General features: G+C 74.1%; 15 protein-coding genes. 5 read left to right on the plus strand and 10 right to left on the minus strand.

The window, feature by feature from the left end; all coding sequences use genetic code 11:
* Positions 1–220: 220 nt before the first annotated feature.
* The 3 genes from EDF20_RS11545 (at position 221) to EDF20_RS11555 (ending at position 3568) form a co-directional block, all read left to right on the plus strand.
* Positions 221–1426, plus strand: coding sequence for a glycosyltransferase (locus EDF20_RS11545; protein ID WP_208292635.1), 1206 nt, complete (start codon positions 221–223; stop codon positions 1424–1426).
* Positions 1427–1505: 79 nt separating this feature from the next.
* Complete coding sequence (locus tag EDF20_RS11550) at positions 1506–2990, plus strand: polysaccharide biosynthesis tyrosine autokinase (protein WP_133738772.1); 1485 nt, start codon at positions 1506–1508, stop codon at positions 2988–2990.
* A complete protein-coding gene (locus EDF20_RS11555; RefSeq protein ID WP_133738773.1) occupies positions 2987–3568 on the plus strand; it encodes a low molecular weight phosphatase family protein in 582 nt (193 codons plus the stop codon). The genes EDF20_RS11550 and EDF20_RS11555 overlap by 4 nt, the downstream gene beginning before the upstream one ends.
* Before the next feature lie 70 nt (positions 3569–3638).
* On the opposite strand, the gene EDF20_RS11560 is transcribed toward EDF20_RS11555, so the two are convergent.
* The 7 genes from EDF20_RS11560 to EDF20_RS11590 all read right to left on the minus strand — a co-directional run bounded on the left by EDF20_RS11560 (position 3639) and on the right by EDF20_RS11590 (position 12585).
* Positions 3639–4799 (minus strand): glycosyltransferase, encoded by a 1161-nt coding sequence (locus EDF20_RS11560; RefSeq protein WP_133738774.1) that lies wholly within the window; start codon positions 4797–4799, stop codon positions 3639–3641.
* The gene (locus tag EDF20_RS11565) at positions 4796–6118 is read right to left on the minus strand and encodes a hypothetical protein (RefSeq protein WP_133738775.1); all 1323 of its coding nucleotides are present in this window, start codon (positions 6116–6118) and stop codon (positions 4796–4798) included. The genes EDF20_RS11560 and EDF20_RS11565 overlap by 4 nt, the downstream gene beginning before the upstream one ends.
* Entirely contained in the window at positions 6115–7380 is a 1266-nt protein-coding gene (locus EDF20_RS11570) for a hypothetical protein (RefSeq protein ID WP_123548543.1), read from the minus strand. The genes EDF20_RS11565 and EDF20_RS11570 overlap by 4 nt, the downstream gene beginning before the upstream one ends.
* Positions 7377–8456, minus strand: a complete 1080-nt coding sequence (locus EDF20_RS11575) for a glycosyltransferase (protein ID WP_133738776.1) — start codon at positions 8454–8456, stop codon at positions 7377–7379. Before EDF20_RS11575 ends, EDF20_RS11570 begins: the two co-directional genes overlap by 4 nt.
* The gene (locus EDF20_RS11580; protein WP_133738777.1) at positions 8453–9556 is read right to left on the minus strand and encodes a glycosyltransferase; all 1104 of its coding nucleotides are present in this window, start codon (positions 9554–9556) and stop codon (positions 8453–8455) included. The genes EDF20_RS11575 and EDF20_RS11580 overlap by 4 nt, the downstream gene beginning before the upstream one ends.
* Positions 9557–9675: 119 nt before the next feature.
* The gene (locus EDF20_RS11585) at positions 9676–11853 is read right to left on the minus strand and encodes an acyltransferase family protein (RefSeq protein ID WP_133738778.1); all 2178 of its coding nucleotides are present in this window, start codon (positions 11851–11853) and stop codon (positions 9676–9678) included.
* A 126-nt stretch (positions 11854–11979) separates the two neighbouring features.
* Positions 11980–12585, minus strand: a complete 606-nt coding sequence (locus EDF20_RS11590; RefSeq protein ID WP_233569193.1) for an RNA methyltransferase — start codon at positions 12583–12585, stop codon at positions 11980–11982.
* A gap of 182 nt (positions 12586–12767) precedes the next feature.
* On the opposite strand from EDF20_RS11590, the gene EDF20_RS11595 reads away from it, so the two are divergent.
* The gene (locus tag EDF20_RS11595) at positions 12768–13580 is read left to right on the plus strand and encodes an HAD-IIA family hydrolase (protein ID WP_133738779.1); all 813 of its coding nucleotides are present in this window, start codon (positions 12768–12770) and stop codon (positions 13578–13580) included.
* A gap of 267 nt (positions 13581–13847) precedes the next feature.
* Here EDF20_RS11595 and EDF20_RS11600 read toward each other — a convergent pair whose 3' ends face one another.
* Positions 13848–16844, minus strand: coding sequence for a septum formation family protein (locus EDF20_RS11600; protein WP_133738780.1), 2997 nt, complete (start codon positions 16842–16844; stop codon positions 13848–13850).
* Positions 16841–17392, minus strand: a complete 552-nt coding sequence (pyrE, locus tag EDF20_RS11605) for an orotate phosphoribosyltransferase (protein WP_123548607.1) — start codon at positions 17390–17392, stop codon at positions 16841–16843. Before pyrE ends, EDF20_RS11600 begins: the two co-directional genes overlap by 4 nt.
* Positions 17393–17460: 68 nt before the next feature.
* Here pyrE and EDF20_RS11610 point away from each other — a divergent pair, with 68 nt between their 5' ends.
* Positions 17461–18297, plus strand: a complete 837-nt coding sequence (locus EDF20_RS11610; RefSeq protein WP_133738781.1) for an exodeoxyribonuclease III — start codon at positions 17461–17463, stop codon at positions 18295–18297.
* A gap of 28 nt (positions 18298–18325) precedes the next feature.
* Here the strand turns inward: EDF20_RS11610 and EDF20_RS11615 are convergent, their stop codons facing one another.
* Positions 18326–19246, minus strand: coding sequence for an AEC family transporter (locus EDF20_RS11615; protein WP_123548536.1), 921 nt, complete (start codon positions 19244–19246; stop codon positions 18326–18328).
* Positions 19247–19270: the final 24 nt, after the last annotated feature.

The raw sequence follows: 19270 nt of genomic DNA on the forward strand, positions 1-19270 counted from the left end.
GACACGTGTACCCCGAACGGCGCGTGTCGGTCAATTCACCCCCACCTTCACCCCGCCCGGTCCCCCGAAGGGCGGACCGAGGACGGCGGCGGACCCGCATGCGGGGGACACGACCCTGGTGAAATTGGAACATCACTGCCATACTCGACATATCACGCGGCCGTCGCCGCTGATCGGGCCGCTCGTGACGGCACGCCGCGTCGATCTCCCCGAGGACCCGATGACCTCCTCTGCCGCTCCTGCCTCCACCTCCGCCTCCGCCCCCGCTCCGGCTTCGGCTTCCCCCTCGCCGGCGAGATCGACCCGGTCGATCTGCCCCCGCTCGTCCACCGCCGTGCTGGCCTACCCGATGCACGGACAGCGCAAGCTGCTCGGCGAGGGGTACCGCACCCGTGACGGCCACCTGATCGAGTGGCTCGGCTCACGCCTCGCCGAGCAGGGCGGCGTGACGGTCGTCTCCCGACCCGAGCCTCCCCTCCCGCGCCGGTCGGCACGCGGCACCGTCGCCGCCGGCACCCGGTCGGTCGAGCCCCGCGCCTGGCGGGTCCCCCACCTCCGTGACCGCCGTCGGTGGTGGCCCGACTCCGTCGCCTCCTACCCTGTGGTCCCCGGCTTTCTCGACTCGACGCCGGCCCTCGTCTGGAACCCCTTCGTCGCGACCGCCCCGACCCGGGCCGATCCGTTCGGCGGGCGACGACGCGTCGTGCTCGACCTGCTCGACGACTGGACCCAGCACTACGCGTTCCGGTCGGTCCGCACCCAGGTGCGCGAGGCCTACGCCGCCGCCTTCGCCCGCGCCGACGTGGTCACGGCGAACGGGGCGGGCACCGCCGAGCTCGCCCGGCGATTCGGCCGGGACGACGTCGTCCTGCTGCCGAACGGGTGCGACCCCGAGCGCTACGACCCGTCGTCCGCGGCCGAGGGCCGGACGACCGTGGGCTACGTGGGCAAGATCGGACGACGGCTCGACCTCGAGGGCATCCTCGCCACCGTGCGTCGGCACCCGACGGCGCACTTCGTCTTCGCCGGGCCCGTCCTCGACGCCGAGTACCGGGCTCCCCTCCAGGGCGCCGCGAACGTCACGCTGCTCGGCGACGTCCACTACGACGACGTACCCGCGCTCCTCCGCACCTTCGACGTCGGCTGGGTCCCCCACCACGTCGGCGAGCGAGAGGTCGGCGGCGACGTCATCAAGACGTACGAGTACCGAGCCGCCGGCCTGCCGGTGCTGAGCACCCCGGTCTGCGGCGCCAGCTCCCGAGGCCTCGACGGGGTCGTCGTCGCTCCCCTCGCCGAGCACGCCGACCGGCTCGCCGCCCTCGTCGGCGACGGCCCCCGGGTGCCGCGGCTGCGGCCGTCCATCCCGGCCGAGGCGACCTGGCAGCACAAGGCCGACGTCGTGCTCTCGGCGCTCGGCCTGCGCTGAGCCGCGCCGCCTCCCTCCCCCCACCTCCTCACCGACCACCACCGGCGTCCCGACGCCGACGACGCAGGGAACCCGACCCATGGAACTCAAGGACTTCATCGCCACCATCCGCAGCTCGTGGCTGCTCGTGGTCGCCGTCACCGCCGTCGCGCTCATGACGGCCGCCGCCGTGACGCTCATGACGCCCAAGACGTTCACGTCGAGCACGCAGCTCTTCGTCTCGGTCGCGCCCCTCGGCACGTCCAGCGCCGGCGACCTCGTGCAGGGCAGCAGCGCCGCCCAGGCGAAGGTCAGGTCGTACGTCGACGTCGTCACGAGCGGCCGGGTGCTCGCCCCCGTGATCGCCGAGCTCGGCCTCGACGAGACGCCCGCGGCGCTGGCCGCCCGCGTGTCGGCCTCCAGCCCGCCCAACACGGCCCTCATCGACCTCTCCGCGAGCGACACCGACCCGGCGGCGGCGGCCGCCCTGACGAGCGCCGTCGCGGCGAGCTTCGAGTCGGTCGTCGAGACGGAGCTCGAGGCGCCCGACGGAGGCGTCCCCCTCGTCACCATCGAGAGGCTGGACACACCCGTCGCGGCCTCCCGCCCCTCGTCGCCGTCGCCGGTGCTCGCGCTCTCCGTGGGCGGCGTCCTCGGCCTCCTCGCCGGCGTCGCGGCGAGCCTCCTGCGCCGCACCCTCGACGTCCGCGTCCGCGGCAAGTCCGACGTCGAGTCCCTCACCGACGCGCCCGTGCTCGGCACCATCGGCCAGCACGACGAGTCCCCGACCGCACCCCTCATCGTGCAGAACGAGCCGCGCAGCCCCCTCGCCGAGGCCTACCGCGCGCTGCGGACCAACCTGCAGTTCACCTCGTTCGACCGTGCCGAGCGCTCGTTCCTCGTCACCTCCGCCATGCCGTCCGAGGGCAAGTCGACCACGGCGGCCAACCTGGCGATCTGCCTCGCCGAGACCGGGGCCTCGGTCCTGCTGGTCGACGCCGACCTCCGGCGTCCGCGCGTCGCCGAGCTGATGGGCATCGAGGGCGCCGTAGGGCTCACCGACCTGCTCGTCGGGCGGGCCGAGGTCGACGACGTGCTCCAGCCCTGGGGCTCGCAGCGCCTCTCGGTCCTGCCCTCCGGCCCGGTGCCCCCGAACCCGAGCGAGCTGCTCGGCTCCACGGCGATGCGGAGCCTCGTCCAGCACGCCACCGCGATGTTCGACTTCGTCGTCATCGACTCGCCGCCCCTTCTCCCCGTCACCGACGCCGCGGTCGTGAGCCGGCTCGTCAGCGGCGTGATCCTCTCCGCCTCGGCCCGGCGGTCGACGAGGCCGCAGCTCCGGCAGGCCCTGCTCGCCGTCAGCGAGATCGGCAGCCGGACCCTCGGCGTCGTCCTGACGATGGCTCCCCTCCGCGGACGGGACGCCTACGGCTACGGCCACTACGGCGCCTACTACGGCCACGGCACGGGTCCGACGCCCGGGACGGCCGGCACAGCGCCCGTGACGCCCGCCCCGGCCCCGACTCCCCCCGCCACCACCACCACCCGCGCCGCCGCGCTCTCCCCGTCCGGGGCGCCGGCATGACCGACTTCGTCGTCCTCGCCGTCTGCACGGGCAACATCTGCAGGTCGCCCGTGGCGGCAGCGCTCCTCGACCAGGCACTCGGCCACGTCCGCTGCTCCAGCGCCGGCACGCGGGCAGTGGCGGGCGCACCCGTGCCGCCACCGATGCTCGAGCAGGCGTCGCTGCTCGGCCTCGACCTGGCCGAGCACCGGGCGGCCGACCTCACGGCCGAGACCGTCCGGGCGAGCAGCCTCGTGCTCGGCCTGGCCCGCGAGCACCGGGGTGCCGCAGCCCGGGCGGTCCCCAGGGCCGCGCGCTGGGCCTTCACCCTCGTCGAGTTCGCCCGGCTCTCCCGGGCGGTCGACCAGGACGACCTCGCCCGTGCGGTCGAGTCCCTGCCCGGCGCGGTCGACCGCATGACGGCTGCGACCGCACTCGTGGCGTCGCGTCGCGGATCGGGCGCGCTGGTCGTCGCCGGCGACGACGACGTCGTCGACCCGTTCGGCCACGGCACGTCCACCTACGCCCGCGCGACGCGTCAGATCACGGCCGCGACCGAGTCCGTCGCCGACTACTTCTCCCGAGCGCTCGCGGTCTGACGAGCCCCCCACCGGCACGGACGAGCCCGCACGTGCCCGCGAGCTCGCCGGGCTCCGCTGCGCCGCGGCGTCAGCGCGACCGGCGCCTTCCCCGCCTGCCCCCGAGCGAGCGGAGCTCGTCCTCGTAGGCCTGGCAGATGGCTGGCCAGCTGTAGTGCTCACGGGCTCGCGACCGGGCCGCGTCGCCCATCGTCCTGGCCGCCTCCTCGTCGTCGAGGACCGCCCTGAGACCGGCGGCGATGCTGGCGGGGTCGGGCTCGACGAACGTCCCCGTGTCGGCGAGGACCTCGCGGTTGTAGACCGTGTCGCGCGCGACGACCGGGGTGCCGCACATCATGGCCTGGACCAGCGCGGGGTTCGTGCCGCCGACGCTGTGGCCGTGGAAGTACGCACCCGCGTGCTGCCACAGCGAGAACAACCGGGCGTCGTCGCTGAGGTGCCCGAGCCACTGCATCCGGGGGTGCTCGTCGGCCAGCCGGCGGGCTGCCTCGTCGAGCTCCCCGCCGTAGCCGCTCGAGCCGACGACGACGACGTCGTGGGTCCCCGCGAGCTCCGCCGCGGCGGCGAGGAACTCGGCCACCGTGTTCTCGGGCACGAACCGAGCCACCATGAGGACGTAACGGCCGGACTCCAGCCCCGGCTCGACGGGGAGGTCGTCGACCTCGCTGCCGCCGTAGGGGATGAACACGCCGTCCACGCCCCACATCTCGCTCCAGCGCCGACGGATCTCCTGTGCGTCGCAGACGAGGACGGTGCCCCACCGGGCGGTCATCACGGCACCCGCCCGGAACACGGCACGTGCGGCCCGGCCCCACTTCTCGCGCTCCCACTCGATCCCGTCGACGTTGACGACGACGGGGATGCCCCGGAGGCGGAGGAGCGGGATCCAGAAGCCGTTGGCCACGTTCATGACGAGAGCGACGTCCGGCCGACGACGCACGGCGTCGACGACGGCCGTGAACCCGTACGACAGGGTGCTGAGCGACTTGGACTCCACGCCGCGGGTGAGCCGGCTGACGACCCGTCCGTCACGAGCGGGGTCGGCGGGGGCGGTCGAGCCGGGGCGGCCGTAGACGGTCACGCCCCAGCCCCGCTCGGCGAGCCACGGCGCCAGGTGGCGCACCGCGGTCTCGAAGCCGCCGTAGTAGCTGGGGTAGCCGCGGGTGCCGATGACGGCCACGTCGAGGGGGCGATCGGCGCCTCGGTCGGCGCCGGAGGGGGATCGGGTCATCGTGACGGACTTCCTGCTCGGGTGGGCCCGACGTGGACGAAGTCCTGCCGGGTCGCGACGTGCGCAGCGCGGGCCGGGGTGCCGGGGGCGACGTCAGGTCGTGGTGCCCATGCTGCCGCCCCGAATGCTAGCGCCGCCATCGAGAACCAGACGAACCAGTCGAAGGAGAACAGCACGACCGCCATCACCAGGAGCACAGCCCGGCCCACGCGCGCGGCCCGCGCGAAGCCGACGACGAGGGCCGCGACCAGCGCGAGGACGCCCACGACGCCGAAGGCCGCGAGGGTCGAGACGAGCTGGTTGTCGATCACCGTGAAGCCGCCCTGCGGCAGCAGCCCCCTCGCGTAGAGCTCCGGCTCGCTGCCGAAGCCCGAGCCGAGCAGCGCCTCGAGCGGGGGCCGGCCGAGGAGCCCCGGCACGCTCGCCAGCGCCCCGACGCGGTTCTCCCAGGAGCCGGAGTTGATCAGGGTGACGAAGCCGTCGGCGATCTCCCCTTCCAGGAGCCACACGACGACGACGGACGCCACGGCCGACGTGATCACGTTGAGGAGCCGCCTGCTCTGGGCCGACGTGACGAGCAGGTGCGTGAGGGCCGCGACGAGCGCCGCGACGACGCTGCGACTGCCGGAGAGCAACACGCCCACCACGAGGAGGGACGTGAGGGCGAGCACGACCGGCGACGGCAGGAGCCGCGGGTGGGCCAGCAGGACGACGAGGCACACGGCCAAGAACACGGCGTAGGGGATGGGGTGTCCGAGCGTGCCCTCGACGCGGGTGAGGTCTCCGGGGAGGATCCTGTTCGGGCCCGCGAAGACGCTGCCGTCGGCGCGCACCTTGTAGCCCCAGGGCACCGGGCGGTGCAGCACGGTCAGCTCCACGATGCCGAGCAGGGCCTGGCCGACCCCGAGGACGACGAGTCCCCGGACGAGCAGGAGGAGGTCGCGGGCGGACGCCGTGGCGATCGTCCATGAGACGAGCAGGCCGACGGCGGCGAGCTCGGCCATCAGGACGATCGTGGACGGCGCCCGGAGGAGCACCAGCACGACGAGCACGACGAACAGCGCGCCGGTGGCGACGGTGGCCCGCGGCGGCGGGACGAACCAGGAGCGCGGGGACGCCGCGGCGCCCGCGAGCAGGACCACGACGCCGACGACCGCGGCCGTGCGGACGGATTCGGGCGCGGACGGCGAGGAGGCGGAGACGAGCACGGCGACCGCGGCCACGAGGGCGACCCCGCGACGCAGGTCGGACGGCAGCAGCAGGCCGCCCACGAGGGCCACGAGGAGCACGGTCGCCCCCGCCGCGGCAGCGACCATCACGACGACGCCCCGGTGAGGGAGGCACGCGTCGCGAGCACGGGACCGGCTCGACCACCCGCGCCGACCAGCAGCCCCAGCTGCACGACGAGTCCGACGCCCTCGGCGAGCACGAGAGCCGCCACGGCACCGGTCGCCCCGGCGGCGGCACCCGCCGCCAGGACGCCGGGGACGCCCACGAGCGCGGCGGCGATCGCGGCCGTGGTGGTGTGGCCGTGACGCCCCGCGCTCACCAGGGCGAGGCCGGCGCCCCGCGAGGAGCAGATGACGGTGACGAGCGCACCGCCCCACACGGCGAGGTCGCGTCCCACGTCGACCGCGCCCGCGAAGAGCCAGCCGGAGACCGACGGCATCGCGACCGCGAACACCGTCCCCGCGACGACGCCGAGCCCGGTGTTCACCCCGAGCGAGACGGCGCTCCGGCGCCGTGCGAGCTCGGCGTCGGGCGTGCCGACCCAGGTCTGGAGGCGGTCGGGGACGGCGGACAGCACCTGGAGCCCCATGCGGAGCGGGCGGTCGGTCGCGGCGAAGGCCGCCACCGAGGCGGGTGCCGTCACCCCGAGGAGCGCCACGGGGAGGGACTTGTACGTCGTCGTCACCGCGCGTCCCAGCACGAGCACCGCCTGCTCGCGGACGACCAGGGGGACCTCGGCGAACGCCTGTCGGGACGGGAACCGGGCGGCGTCGTCGACGAGGGGGGTGAGCACGGCGGTGGCGACGACGGCCAGCACGAGGCAGGACCCGTAGGCCTCGAGGGGCGCGCCGACCACCAGCGCCGCCGCGGCGGCGAGGGCGAGGACGACGCGAGGGAGCGCCTCCGTCAGCACCACGCGACCCGGACGCCCGAGCCCGACGAAGTACCAGGTGGGGCTCAGCGCGCCGAGGGCCACGCCGACCGCGACCAGGACGGCGGCGAGCACGTGCCGGTCGACCAGCAAGGCCGTGACCACGACGACCACGGGGAGCAGCACCGCCGTCGCGATGAGCTTGCTGGCCAGGGCCCGGGCGAAGACGGCGGCCCGGGCCTCGGGGTCGCGCGCGATCCGCACGGGCCCGACGATGCTCCAGCCGAGCTCAGCCACGACGGCCGCGGCGACGCCGACCGACATGCCCACGGCGACGGCCGACCACCCGGACGCCCCGAACCGCGAGGTCACCGCGGGGATGACCGCGAGGGGCGCCGCGGCGCTGACGGCAGGCACGAGGACGTGGAGCAGGAGGCGAACCACCTGGGACCCGGTGACCCGGCCGGCCACGCGCGTCACGCCCTCCCCCCGCTCGCGAGGACGAACCGGGAGAGGGGACGGTACGACCGGGCGACGAGCGCCTCGAGGCGGTCGTGCACCCCGGGCGAACCGGCGAGGGCCCGGGTCGGTTCGACGGCGACGAGAGCGTCGGCGAGCGCCCCCGCCCGACCCGGCTCGACCTGGACGAGCTGGTCGCCGACCGCCTCGGCGACGTCGTCCAGGGCCGACGAACGCTGGGTCACGACGACCCGGCCGCACGCCAGGCCCTGCCAGACCTTGTTCGCGACCACGGACCGTGCCTTGGGCGACGGGCCGAAGACACCGAGCACGACGTCCGCCCACGCGAGTTGCTCGAGGAGGCCGGACTCGGGGACCGGGTCGACGAAGTCGACGATCTGCCCGAGACCCAGGTCGCGGACGCGCTGCTCCGCCCTGGCCCGTGACGGGCCGTCGCCGACGAAGACCACCTGCAGCTCGCGCCGCGCCGCGGCGAGCGAGAGCGCCTCGACCATCAGGTCGACGCCGTGCAGGGCGATGTACCCGCCGTAGTAGAGCACCCGGAGCCCCGCTCCGGCCGGGGCCGCCGGCTGCCACGTGGCCCACGACGGCGCCCCCACGGCGACGGCCGCGACCTCGCGGGCCCGTGGGTGTCGACGCCGCACCTCGTCGGCGCGGGGATCCGTGTCGATCAGGTAGAGGTCGCTCGCGCGGACGGCGAGCCGGTCGTGCAGGTCGAGACGGCGAGCCCGGAGCGACCGCGCGGGGACGTCGCCCCTGTCGACGACCACGGTCTCGTGCAGGCCGATGAAGCCGTCGACCACGACACGCGCACGGCGGAGCCCGGCTACCACGTGCACGAGCGGCGCGTGGGTGGTGCGGAACTCTGCCAGGACGACGACGTCGGCCCCGCGGGACGCTCGCCAGAGCCCCCGGACGTCGGCGAGGGCCCGACGCGCCCGGGAGCCGGCCCGGCTGCGCGGCACGGTCGCGAGCTCCACGCCAGGGAGGGAGGCGAGGTGCTCGCGCACGCGTCGCCCGCGGGGGTAGTCGAGGTCGTGGGCTCCGTAGTGGACCACCCGCACCGGCGCGCTCACGCAGCCCCCTGCCCGACGCGGCCGAGGTGCCCGAGACGGGCCAGGACGGCGTCGACCGAGCGCCCGATCGTGAGCGCCGACGCGTTGGCGTGCACGTGGTCGCTGAGCCGCCGCCTCAGGTCGGCGTCGGAGACCAGGTCACGGACCGCCGTCGCCCAGGGCCGCGGGTCGTCGACGGGGAGGACGAACCGTCGACGGAGCTCGTCGTCGGTGACGAGCAGCGGCGCGGCCCCGTAGGCGTCGCCGAGCACGACGGGCACCCCGGCGAGCGCGGCCTCGACGGCGCTGCGCCCGAAGGCCTCGCGGGAGGCGGTGCCCACGAAGACCGCCGCGTCGGTCCACAGGGCGGCCGGGTCGGCCCAGCCGCGGACGGAGAGCCCGGCGGGCGCCTCACGGCGCAGCTCGGCCTCGAGCGGACCGTGGCCGTACATCGCCCCGGGGACGCCGGTGGCGGCGACGAGGTCGGCGAAGGCGCGGGGCCTCTTGTCGACGTCGAGGCGGGCAGCCCAGACGAGCCGCCCCGACGCCTCGCCACGGCTGAGGCGCGGCGCGGCGGGGACGCCCGCCGGGACGAGCTCGGGTCGCCTGGCCGCCGCGACCGCGTCGGCGAGGACCGGCGTGGTCGCCCAGACGTCGGCGGCTGCACGGAGCGCGCGCGTCTCGACGAGCCGGAGCACGTGACGACGGAGCAGGGTCTGCTCGCCCTGCGCCGGCCACGGGAGCCCCCTGACCCAGGCGACCCAGGCGGGGCCGAGCGGGGAACGGAGACGTGCCGCGGCGACGTCGCTCTGCGTCACGAGGGTGACGACCACGTCGGCCTCACGCACCTCGGGCGAGTCGAGAAGCAGCTGGGCGACCTCGTCGACGACGCCGAGCCCGTGCTGCAGCACCTCGACCTCGCGCACGCCCGCCGCCGGCGAGCTGACGCCCGCCGCGGCGGCGCGCAGGCCGACGACCGCGGACCAGTCGAGGCCGCGGGACCGGGCCTCGGCGACGAGGTCGAGCGTCGACCGGTACACGCCGCTGCGGGCCATGAGGGGTGCGGCGACGAAGCAGACCCGGAGGCGGGAGGCGAGGGCGGGACTCGAAGGGGGCAACATGTGCAGCTCGTTCCACTCGGGTGCGGGACCCCGGACAGGGCACGGGCGTTCTGAGTATATGTGTGATATTTCTCTGAGTCAACGACCTGCTCCAGGTGGCGGTCGATCACATGAGCCCGTCAGGGCCGGGCGAGTTCGTCACGCAGGAGAAGACCGAGTGAACGCGACATCGCCTCCGTGAGGTGCTGCGCATCGGCCCGGATGAGGACTTCCCCCGCCACGACGGGGCACTCGCCGTCGGCCGCGCAGAACCACGACAGGACATCGATGAAGTCGACGTCGACCCCTCGTCCGCGGGCGTCTTCCACCCCCGCGCGTTCTGCCGTGCGTGCATCGAGGCTGAGTCGTTCCGGCGCGGCCACGCACCCCTGTGCGCCGGTGGGCCGCGCGGCGCAGACCACGGGAGAGGGGCCGCGTGGCGGCGCCCCGATCACGACGACCCTCGCACCGCCCAGCGCGAGCTCCGAGACAGCCGTCTCGGTCCCCCGACGCCACTCGGCGATCGCTTCGGCACCGGTGGCGCCGCTCGTCAACCGCCCCAGCCCGGAGACGCTGCCCGAGGTCACGACGAGATCCGCCCCGGCCTCGGCCGCGAACTCTCGGAGGTCGGCGCGGCTGTCGGCGCACTTCTCGACGAAGGACGAGCCGGCGTTGCCGTCGTGGAAACGGGCGTCGGTGACAGAACAGCTCCCGAAGGCCAGCGCCCGGATCCGCCAGCCACCGCCCAGCGCAGCCTCGAGCGCAGGCAACCAGGAGAGAGCGATCGAGTCGCCCACGAGCACGGCCGTCCGCGGCGCCGCGCCGTCACCGAGATCGCAGGGCTCAGCGACGGCGGCAGCGGTGCCGACGGGGTACCGGCACTCATCCGAGGCCAGCTGGGGCACCATCGACGCACTCAGGGCCTCGTCGAGCGCACCCGGAGAGCTTCGCTCCGGGTGGAGGACCGACTCGGACAGCGCCTCCGAGAGGGAGGCGGCCGCCCACGGCACGCCCGAGGCCCCGGCCGGCCCTGGTCCGCCCTCGGGCGCGGACCCCACGGCGGCGACCGCGACCCCTGGGTCGATCAGCGCGGCAGGACCCTCGAGCTGAGCCGCGGACATGCCCACGACGACGAGGGTGACCGTCCCGGCCACACCGGCTCGTCGAACGAGGTCGCGACCCCTGTCGGCCCCGTCCGCCGGCGCCTCCCAGCCGCGCAGCCACGCTCCGAGACGTGCCGGCTCCTCGACGAAGCGGAACGTGAGGACGCTCAGCACGAGCGTCACGACCAGCCCTCCCGCGACGGCGGGCGGGCCCCGGAGCCCGAGGGACTCGGCGAACACGATCACGGGGAAGTGCCACAGGTAGATCGAGTAGGAGCGGCGGCCCACCCATCGCGCCGGACTCGAGACCAACACGGTCTCGACGCCCCCGAGCCGACCCGAGCCGCCCACCACGATCGCGCAGGCGCCGAGCACGGGGAGCAGGGCCCAGGGCCACGGGAAGGACGAACTCGGATCGATGACGACCAGGCTCAGGACGAGCACCCCCTGGCCCGCCAGCACGACGGCGCGGCGAAGGGGCAGGCACATGCGCTGCGCGACGGGCCGGGCGAAGGCGCAGAGAGCACCTGCCGCGAGCTCCCAGAGGCGGGCGACGGAGTCGAAGTAGGCCGCCCTGGGCGAGGCCTCGCCGCGCCAGACCGCGTAGCCGACGGAGAGGACGACGACAGCGCACGCCACGCCCACGAGGACGTCCCGGCGCGCACGACGGCTGCTCAGCCGAGCAGCGATCGACGTCGCGACGAGCATCAGGACAGGCCAGATCAGGTAGAACTGCTCCTCGACGGCCAGCGACCAGAAGTGCTGGAGCGGGCTCGCCGGCGAGTCGGCTCCGAGGTAGTCGGCTCCGACCGCGATGAGGTGCCAGTTCTGGACGAACGAGAGGGACGCGACAGCGTCGAGGACCGTGCCTGCGAACCGCGGGGTGAACCAGAGGGCTGCTGCCGCGACGAGCGTCGCCAGGATGACGACCACGGCGGCGGGCAGGACCCGCCGGGCTCGACGGGCGTAGAAGGCCGTCAGCGAGATCGTGCCGGACCGGTCCAGCTCACGCAGCAGGACCGCGGTGATGACGAAGCCCGATATGACGAAGAAGACGTCGACTCCGACGAATCCGCCCGGGGGGAGACCGGTGAGATGACCGACCACCACCACCACCACAGCCACGGCCCGCAGGCCTTCGACATCGGGCCTGAAGGTCGGGGACCCCTGGGGGTGCCCCGCAGCGATCGTGGTCGGTGACGGTACGCGACTCATCTCAGCTCCTCTCGTGTCACCTGCGGAGAGGAAGACGGTTCAACATATCACATCTGTTCAAAATCTAATCTGATATTCATGTCCGGAGAGGTGTCCCTGGACCGTGCTGACGCCCGATCCGGTTCGCTAGAACCGGTGCTGCCGTACCCACTCGTGCATGACGACAGCTCCTGCGGCGGAGGCGTTGATGCTGCGGGTCGAGCCGAACTGCGAGATCTCGACCACCAGCTCCGCGGCCGCGAGCACCTCAGGGCTGAGGCCAGGGCCCTCCTGACCGAACACGAGCACGCAGCGTTCCGGCAACGCCGTCGTCTCGAGCGGGACCGAGCCGTCGACGTTGTCGACCGCGACGACGACGAGTCCCGCCTCCTGGGCCCAGGCGACGAAGGAGGCGACGTCCGGGTGGTGCTGCACGTGCTGGTAGCGGTCGGTCACCATCGCGCCCCGCTTGTTCCAGCGCCTCCGCCCGACGATGTGGACCGCCTCGGCGGCGAACGCGTTCGCGCTCCGCACGATCGAGCCGATGTTCATGTCGTGCTGCCAGTTCTCGATCGCCACGTGGAACGGGTGCCGGACGAGGTCGAGGTCGGCCACGATCGCCTCGAGGGACCAGTACCGGTAGCGGTCGACGACGTTGCGCCGGTCGCCGTCGCGCAGCAGTTCGCGGTCCCAGTGGTCACCGGCGGGCCAGGCGTCCACGCCGCCGGGCCACGGGCCGACACCGTGTGCCACGACCGGCTCGGCAGCCGGCTCGGCATCGGGTGGGGCGGTGGACTCGGCGGTCGCCTCGTCGGCGGTGTCGTCGGGGGTGTCGTCGGGTTCGGGGTGCTGGTCGGTCACGACGGCCAGCGTAGGTCGCTGGCCGGACCGGCACCGCACCTCCTGCGTTCGCCTGCCCTCAGTAAGGTGTGCCCATGGGTACTCGCGACGAGGTCGAATGCTGGTTGACCGACATGGACGGCGTGCTGGTGCACGAGAACCAGGCCCTGCCCGGAGCCGCGGCGCTGATCCAGCAGTGGCAGGACGAGGGCACCCCGTACCTCGTGCTCACGAACAACTCGATCTTCACGCCGCGTGACCTGAGCGCGCGGCTGCGCGCCTCGGGCCTGCACGTGCCCGAGGAGCGCATCTGGACGAGCGCCCTCGCGACCGCAGACTTCTGCCGCTCGCAGATGCCCGGCGGCTCGGCCTTCGTCATCGGCGAGGCCGGCATGACGACAGCGCTGCACGAGGCGGGCTTCATCATGACCGAGACCGACCCCGACTACGTCGTCGTGGGCGAGACCCGCAACTACTCGTTCGACGCGATCACGAAGGCCGTCCGGCTGATCCTCGGCGGCGCCCGCTTCATCGTCACGAACCCCGACACGACCGGCCCGAGCGCCGACGGCCCGATGCCCGCGACGGGCGCCATCGCCGCGATGATCACGGCCGCGACGAACAAGTCGCCCTACGTCGTCGGCAAGCCGAACCCGATGATGTTCCGCTCGGCGATGAACCGCATCGGCGCGCACAGCGAGAACACCGCGATGATCGGCGACCGGATGGACACCGACGTCGTCGCGGGCATCGAGGCGGGGCTGCACACGATCCTGGTCATGACGGGGATCAGCGACCAGGCCGAGATCGACCGCTATCCGTTCCGCCCGAACGAGGTGCTGAGCGGCGTGCACGAGCTGGTCCGTGCCGAGCCGCTCGAGACCGACGTGGTGCCGAGCGAGCTCTAGCTCGACACGCGCCGGCGCCGGCCGGTCCACATCCCGGCGTTGTCCGCACGGTCCGCGTCACCTGGGCTGCCTGCACGGTCGGCGTCACCTGCGCTGCCCGCACGGTCCGCGTCACTTGCGCTGCCCGCAAATGCCGACCACTTGGCCCGATCGACTGCCGCAACAGTGGGATATCCCGCTGTTGCAAGCTTCTTTGTCGGCATTTGCGGGCAACAGAGGCGCAACTGGGCGATCAGAGCGCAGGAGGAGCGGGTCGGGTGGGGCAGGTCAGGCCGCGGCCGGCGCGACGCTGGTCGTCATCGGCTCGCCGCTCGAGCGGTCGACGAAGCACCAGTACGAACGAACCCCGGCGGCCCACTCCGCGTCGGTCGACGGCCAGCTCGCGCTGAACTGCGCGTCGGGGTACGTGGAGGCGGCGGCGAGGTCGAGCGCGCTCGCCCCGGTGCAGAGCACCGACATCTGCGACTGCAACGCGTCGCTCCCCGGGTACGCCGCGGCCGGGTCGGCGTCGAGCGCGCCGATCGAGGCGAGTTGGGCGACGTGCGGCTGCCCGCAGTCGACGACCTCGTAGTCCTGCTGCCACGCGCTCTCGAAGGCCGAGAAGCACTCGCCGCCCTGCAGGTCGCTCCACGGGTGCGTGCCCGTCGCCAGAGGCCCGGCCACCGCCTCCTGGGCGATCTCGGCCGGTGCCGCCGTGACCGTGCGGGTCGCGACCGCCGCCGCAGCCGGGGCCTCGGTCGGCTGCGGCGTCCCGGCGAAGAGCGACCTGCTGAGCACGAACAAGGCGGCCAGCGCGAGCACGATCACGAGCGCCGCGGCGACGCCGAGCAGCACCTTGCGGCCGCGGGACCACGACGCGATGCCGCTCCCGGGCCCTGCCGCGGACGATCCCGTTCCGGGGCCGGACGGCGCCGACGGGGCGGACGGGCCACCGCGCGGAACGAGGGGCGAGACGCCTGAGGAGGCGGCCGCCGGCGCGGACGGCGACCCTGCCTCGACGCTCAGCCCGGGCAGCTCGGCGCCGGTGTGCGGCACCGAGCGAGGGCGTTCCGCGGCGGCGGTCGGCGGGGTCTCCGCCGCGGCGGCGGCCCCCGTCGCCCCGGCGCCCGTCAGGCCTGCGCCGGCGAGGCCTGCGCCCGCGAGGGGCAGCGCCGCCGTGGCCGCGTCCGGGGCGTCCTCCTCGGCCTCGACCCGGAGCGCGGCGAACGGGTCGTCGAGGTCGACCGGGTCGTCGTCCCGGGCCGGGGCCACGAGCTCGTCGTCCTCGGCGGGAGCGGCAGCGGCAAGGGGCTCATCGACGGCCAGCTCGTCGCTCAGCGCCCAGGACCCGCCCGCCGGCAGCGGGCCGGGATCGACGAGGTCGCTGCGTCCCGCGTCGGCCGCGGGGTCGCCGGGGGTGTCCTCCAGCGACTCGCGCGCGTCGCCCGACGGTCGCACGATGCCCAGCAGCTCGGTGAACGTGGGCTCCGGGTCGTCGGCCGTCGGCGCGGACGCCGCTCCCGACGGCGCGGCGAAGGGCAGGCCCGCAGGAGGTGCGGCGGGGGCCCCGGCAGCGCTCTCGTCGTCAGCAGCCGCGGCCGCAGCCGCAGCAGCCGCACCGTCCGGGGACGCCGCCACCGCGGGCGGCACGACGACCCCCGCGGCTTCGGCCTCGCGGCGCTCTCGCCGGGTCATCTCGTGGTGCTCGGCGATCCACCAGGGCTCCGCGGGCGCGGACTCGGCCGTGCCCGGCTCGGGCTCGTTCGCGGGCTCCGAGGCGAGCTCCGTCGAGGGCTCGGTGTCCGGCTCCGAGGCGAGCTCGGTCGAGGGCTCGGTGTCCGGCTCCGAGGCGAACTCGGTCGCGGGCTCGGCCTGCTCGGACGAAGGCTCGGGCTCGCTCGCCACCTCGGCCACGTTCTCGGTCTGCTCCGCTGCGGGCTCGGACTCGGGCTGGGACTGCTCGACCGTGGACTCGGAGTCGAGCTCGAGCACGGGCTCGACCAGGTCGACTGCGGGCTCCGGCGCCGACGCAGGCTCGCTCGAGGCCCGGGGCAGTTCGGCCTCGGTCGCGGACTCAGGCTCGGATGCGGCCTCGGGCGCGAACTCGACCTCAGGCTCGGATGCGAGCTCGAACTCCGACCCGGCCGACGTGGGCTCCGGTCCGACCGGTGTCGATCGGGCCTCCGCCTCGAACGACGCGGACACGTCCCCGTCCGCAGACGGATCAGGCGCAGCAGCAGGGTCCGCGGCAGCCGGGAGGTCGAACGCCCGCGTCTGCGCGTCGTCGGCCGCGTCGGTCGACGGGACGGGCGCCTCCTCGGCGTCCTCGCCCGCGGCGGGCGGCAGGTCGACGTCGTCCCGGGACCCTCCGTCAGGGCCCGGGCCCGCGGCCCGGTCGTCGGACGCCGCCGGGGCGCTCCAGTCGAACGACGACGGGAAGACGGGCTGGGGAGCGACGGGAGGCGTGATCAGGGCGGTGAAGGGGCCGGGCTCGTCCCGCGGCGCAGGGTCGGCCTCGGGCTCCTCGACCGAGGCGCCGTCCGAGGTGACGGGCTCGTCGTCGTCGACGACCGCGTCCGACGGGTCGGTTGGCGGCAGCGCGGCGGGCGGCACCGGCGCAGGACGCGGCGCGACAGCCGGCGGGACCTCGTAGCGAGGAGGCGCGACGGCCTCCGACCGGACGGTCTCGTCCGAGACGGGGTCGGCCTCGTGCTCGTTCTCGTCGACCCCGTCGGCCGACGGCGTCGACTCGGCGGACGGCGTCGGCTCGGCGGACGGCGTCGGCTCGGCGGACGGCGTCGGCTCGGCGGGCGGCGTCGACTCGGCGGACGGCGTCGGCTCGGTCGGCGAGGGCGGCGGCATCGTCCCGGCGAGCGCCGAGAGATCGAGCGCCATCGGGTGGCCCGAGCTCTTCACGACCTCGGACTCGGCGGTGGGGGCAGGCGGCACGGTGAACGGCGCGGAGCGGACGGTCTCGGCCGAGATCGGCGTCGCCCCCGTCCGCAGGCCGGGCTCGGCAAGGTCACCCTCGGCCGAGTCGTCCTCCGCCACGCCGTCGGCGGCCGGGCGGTCAGCGACCACGTCGTCGTGATCGACCACGCCGTCGTCGTCAGCGTCGTCGTCATCGACCACGTCGCCGTCGACCGCGTCGTCGTCATCGTCGTCGTCAGCGAACTGCGCCGCGAGCCAGTCGCCCGCGTCGAGCCCCGACGTGTCGTCCGCTGGCTCCCGGCCCGCCTCCGCCTCCTCGCCGTCCGGCCCGCGGCCGTCGCGCGCGTCGTTCACGGCTGCAGCCCGAGGTCGTCCAGCCCGATGGCCGCGTAGTAGGGGTAGCCGGCGGCCTCGATGACCTCGCGGGCGCCGGTGCTGCGGTCGACGACGACGGCGACGGCCGCGATCACCGCGCCCACCGCCTCCAGCGCCTTCGCGGCGGCGAGGGGCGAGCCCCCGGTGGTCGACGTGTCCTCGAGGACGACGACCCGCTTGCCCTCGAGGTCGGGGCCCTCGACCTGCTTGCCGCGACCGTGGTCCTTGGGCTCCTTGCGGACGACGAAGGCGTCGTAGTCGCGCCCCATCGCGACGCCCTGGTGCAGCACGGCGGAGGCGATCGGGTCGGCGCCCATCGTCAGGCCGCCCACGGCGAACACGTCGGGCACCTCGGTGATGAGGTCGACCATGACCTGCCCGATCAGGGGGGCGACGCGGTGGTCGAGGCTGACCTTCCGCAGGTCGATGTAGTAGCTCGCCTTCTTGCCGCTCGTGAGCGTGAAGTCGCCGTGGAAGACGGCCTCGGAACGGATGTAGTCGATGAGCTGCGTGCGTGCGTCGGTCACGGTGACCAATGGTAGGGCAGGAGGCTCCGCCCAGGCCGGGTGCGCCTCCTGCCGGTAGCGTCGGCGGCATGCGCGTCGCGACCTGGAACGTCAACTCCGTCCGTGCCCGAGTCGGGCGAGTGGTCGACTGGCTGGTCCGGGAGGACGTCGACGTCGTGGGCCTGCAGGAGATCAAGTGCAAGCCCGAGCAGTTCCCTTTCGACGCGTTCCGCGAGGCGGGCTACGAGGTCGAGCTGCACGGCCTCAGCCAGTGGAACGGCGTCGCCTTCGCGAGCCGCCTGCCGATGGACGACGTCACGATCACGTTCCCGACCCAGCCCGGCTTCGCCAAGGGGCAGGAGGGGCTCGACCAGCCCAAGGAGGCGCGCGCGATCGGCGTCACGGTCGAGGGCGTCCGCCTCTGGTCGCTCTACGTGCCGAACGGCCGTGAACTGGGCGACCCGCACTACGACTACAAGCTCGACTGGCTCGCCGCCCTCGCCGCCGAGACGGAGGCCTGGATCGCCGAGCGGCCCGACCAGCCGCTCGCGCTGATGGGCGACTGGAACGTCGCCCCGCTCGACACCGACGTGTGGGACGTCTCGGTCTTCGAGGGCCACACCCACGTCAGCCAGCCCGAGCGCGACGCCTTCGCCGCGTTCGAGCGCGTCGGCCTGACGGACGTCGTGCGCCCGCGCCTGCCCGAGGGCTACACCTACTGGGACTACAAGCAGCACCGGTTCCCGAAGAACGAGGGCATGCGGATCGACTTCATCATGGGGTCGCAGCCGTTCGCCGACCTCGTCACCGACGCGTCGATCCACCGCGACGAGCGCAAGGGCGACGCCCCGAGCGACCACGTCCCCGTCGTGGTCGACCTCGAGCTCGACACCGAGCTCGACGACGACCGCCCGATGATCTTCTGAGGCGGCCTGCCTGCCGAGGAGGCGCCTCCTACTTGAGCAGTGCCGCGACCAGCACCAGCAGCGGCACCGACCCGATGGTCGTCACGAGCACGGTGTCGCGGGCGACCACGACCCCGGCCTGGTAGCGCTGGGCGTAGTTGAAGACGTTCTGCGCGCTCGGCAGGCCGGCCAGGACGACGGCGACGAAGAGCTGGTCGTGCCCGAGGTCGAAGACGAAGGCGCCGAGCACCCAGGCGACGACGGGCATGACGACGAGCTTGAGCGCCGTCGCGATCGCGATGTCGGCCCGGCCCTCGCGCGCCTGCAGCGGCTTCGAGCCCGAGAGCGACATCCCGAACGAGATCAGGACGACCGGCACGGCCGCGCCGCCGACGAGCAGCAGCGGCTGCATGACGGGGTCGGGGATCTCGATCTCGAGCACGGCGACGAGCACCCCGAGCGCCGAGCCGATCAACAGGGGGTTGAGCAGCGGCCGCGCGATCGCGCGCCCGAGGCTGCTGCCGCGGTTCGTGACCGTGTCCATCACCGTCAGCACGATCGGCGTGATGACGAGCAGCTGGTAGAGCAGCACGGGGGCCACGAAGGTCGCGCTGCCGAGCACGTAGGTCGCGACGGGCAGCCCGATGTTGTTCGCGTTGACGTAGGCGCCGCCCATCGTGCCCATCGTGGTCTCCGCCGCCGAGCGACGCAGGACGAACCTCAGCAGCACCACCGAGATCACGGCGGCGGCGAGGGAGGCGAGGGCCGAGACCACGAGGAGGTCCGAGAACAGCACGTGCACGTCGGCCCGCGAGATCGTGGAGAAGAGGAGGCAGGGCGTGAGGACGAAGAAGACGAGGCGCGAGAGCACCTGGTGACCGGTCGGGCCGAGCAGGTCGATGCGCCCGACCAGCCAGCCGGCGGCGATGATCACCCCGATGATCCCGAACCCGATCAGCACTCCGCCCATGTGACCATCCTGGTGCAGGCGGCC

Source organism: Frigoribacterium sp. PhB116, assembly GCF_004364285.1.
Lineage (GTDB): Bacteria > Actinomycetota > Actinomycetes > Actinomycetales > Microbacteriaceae > Frigoribacterium.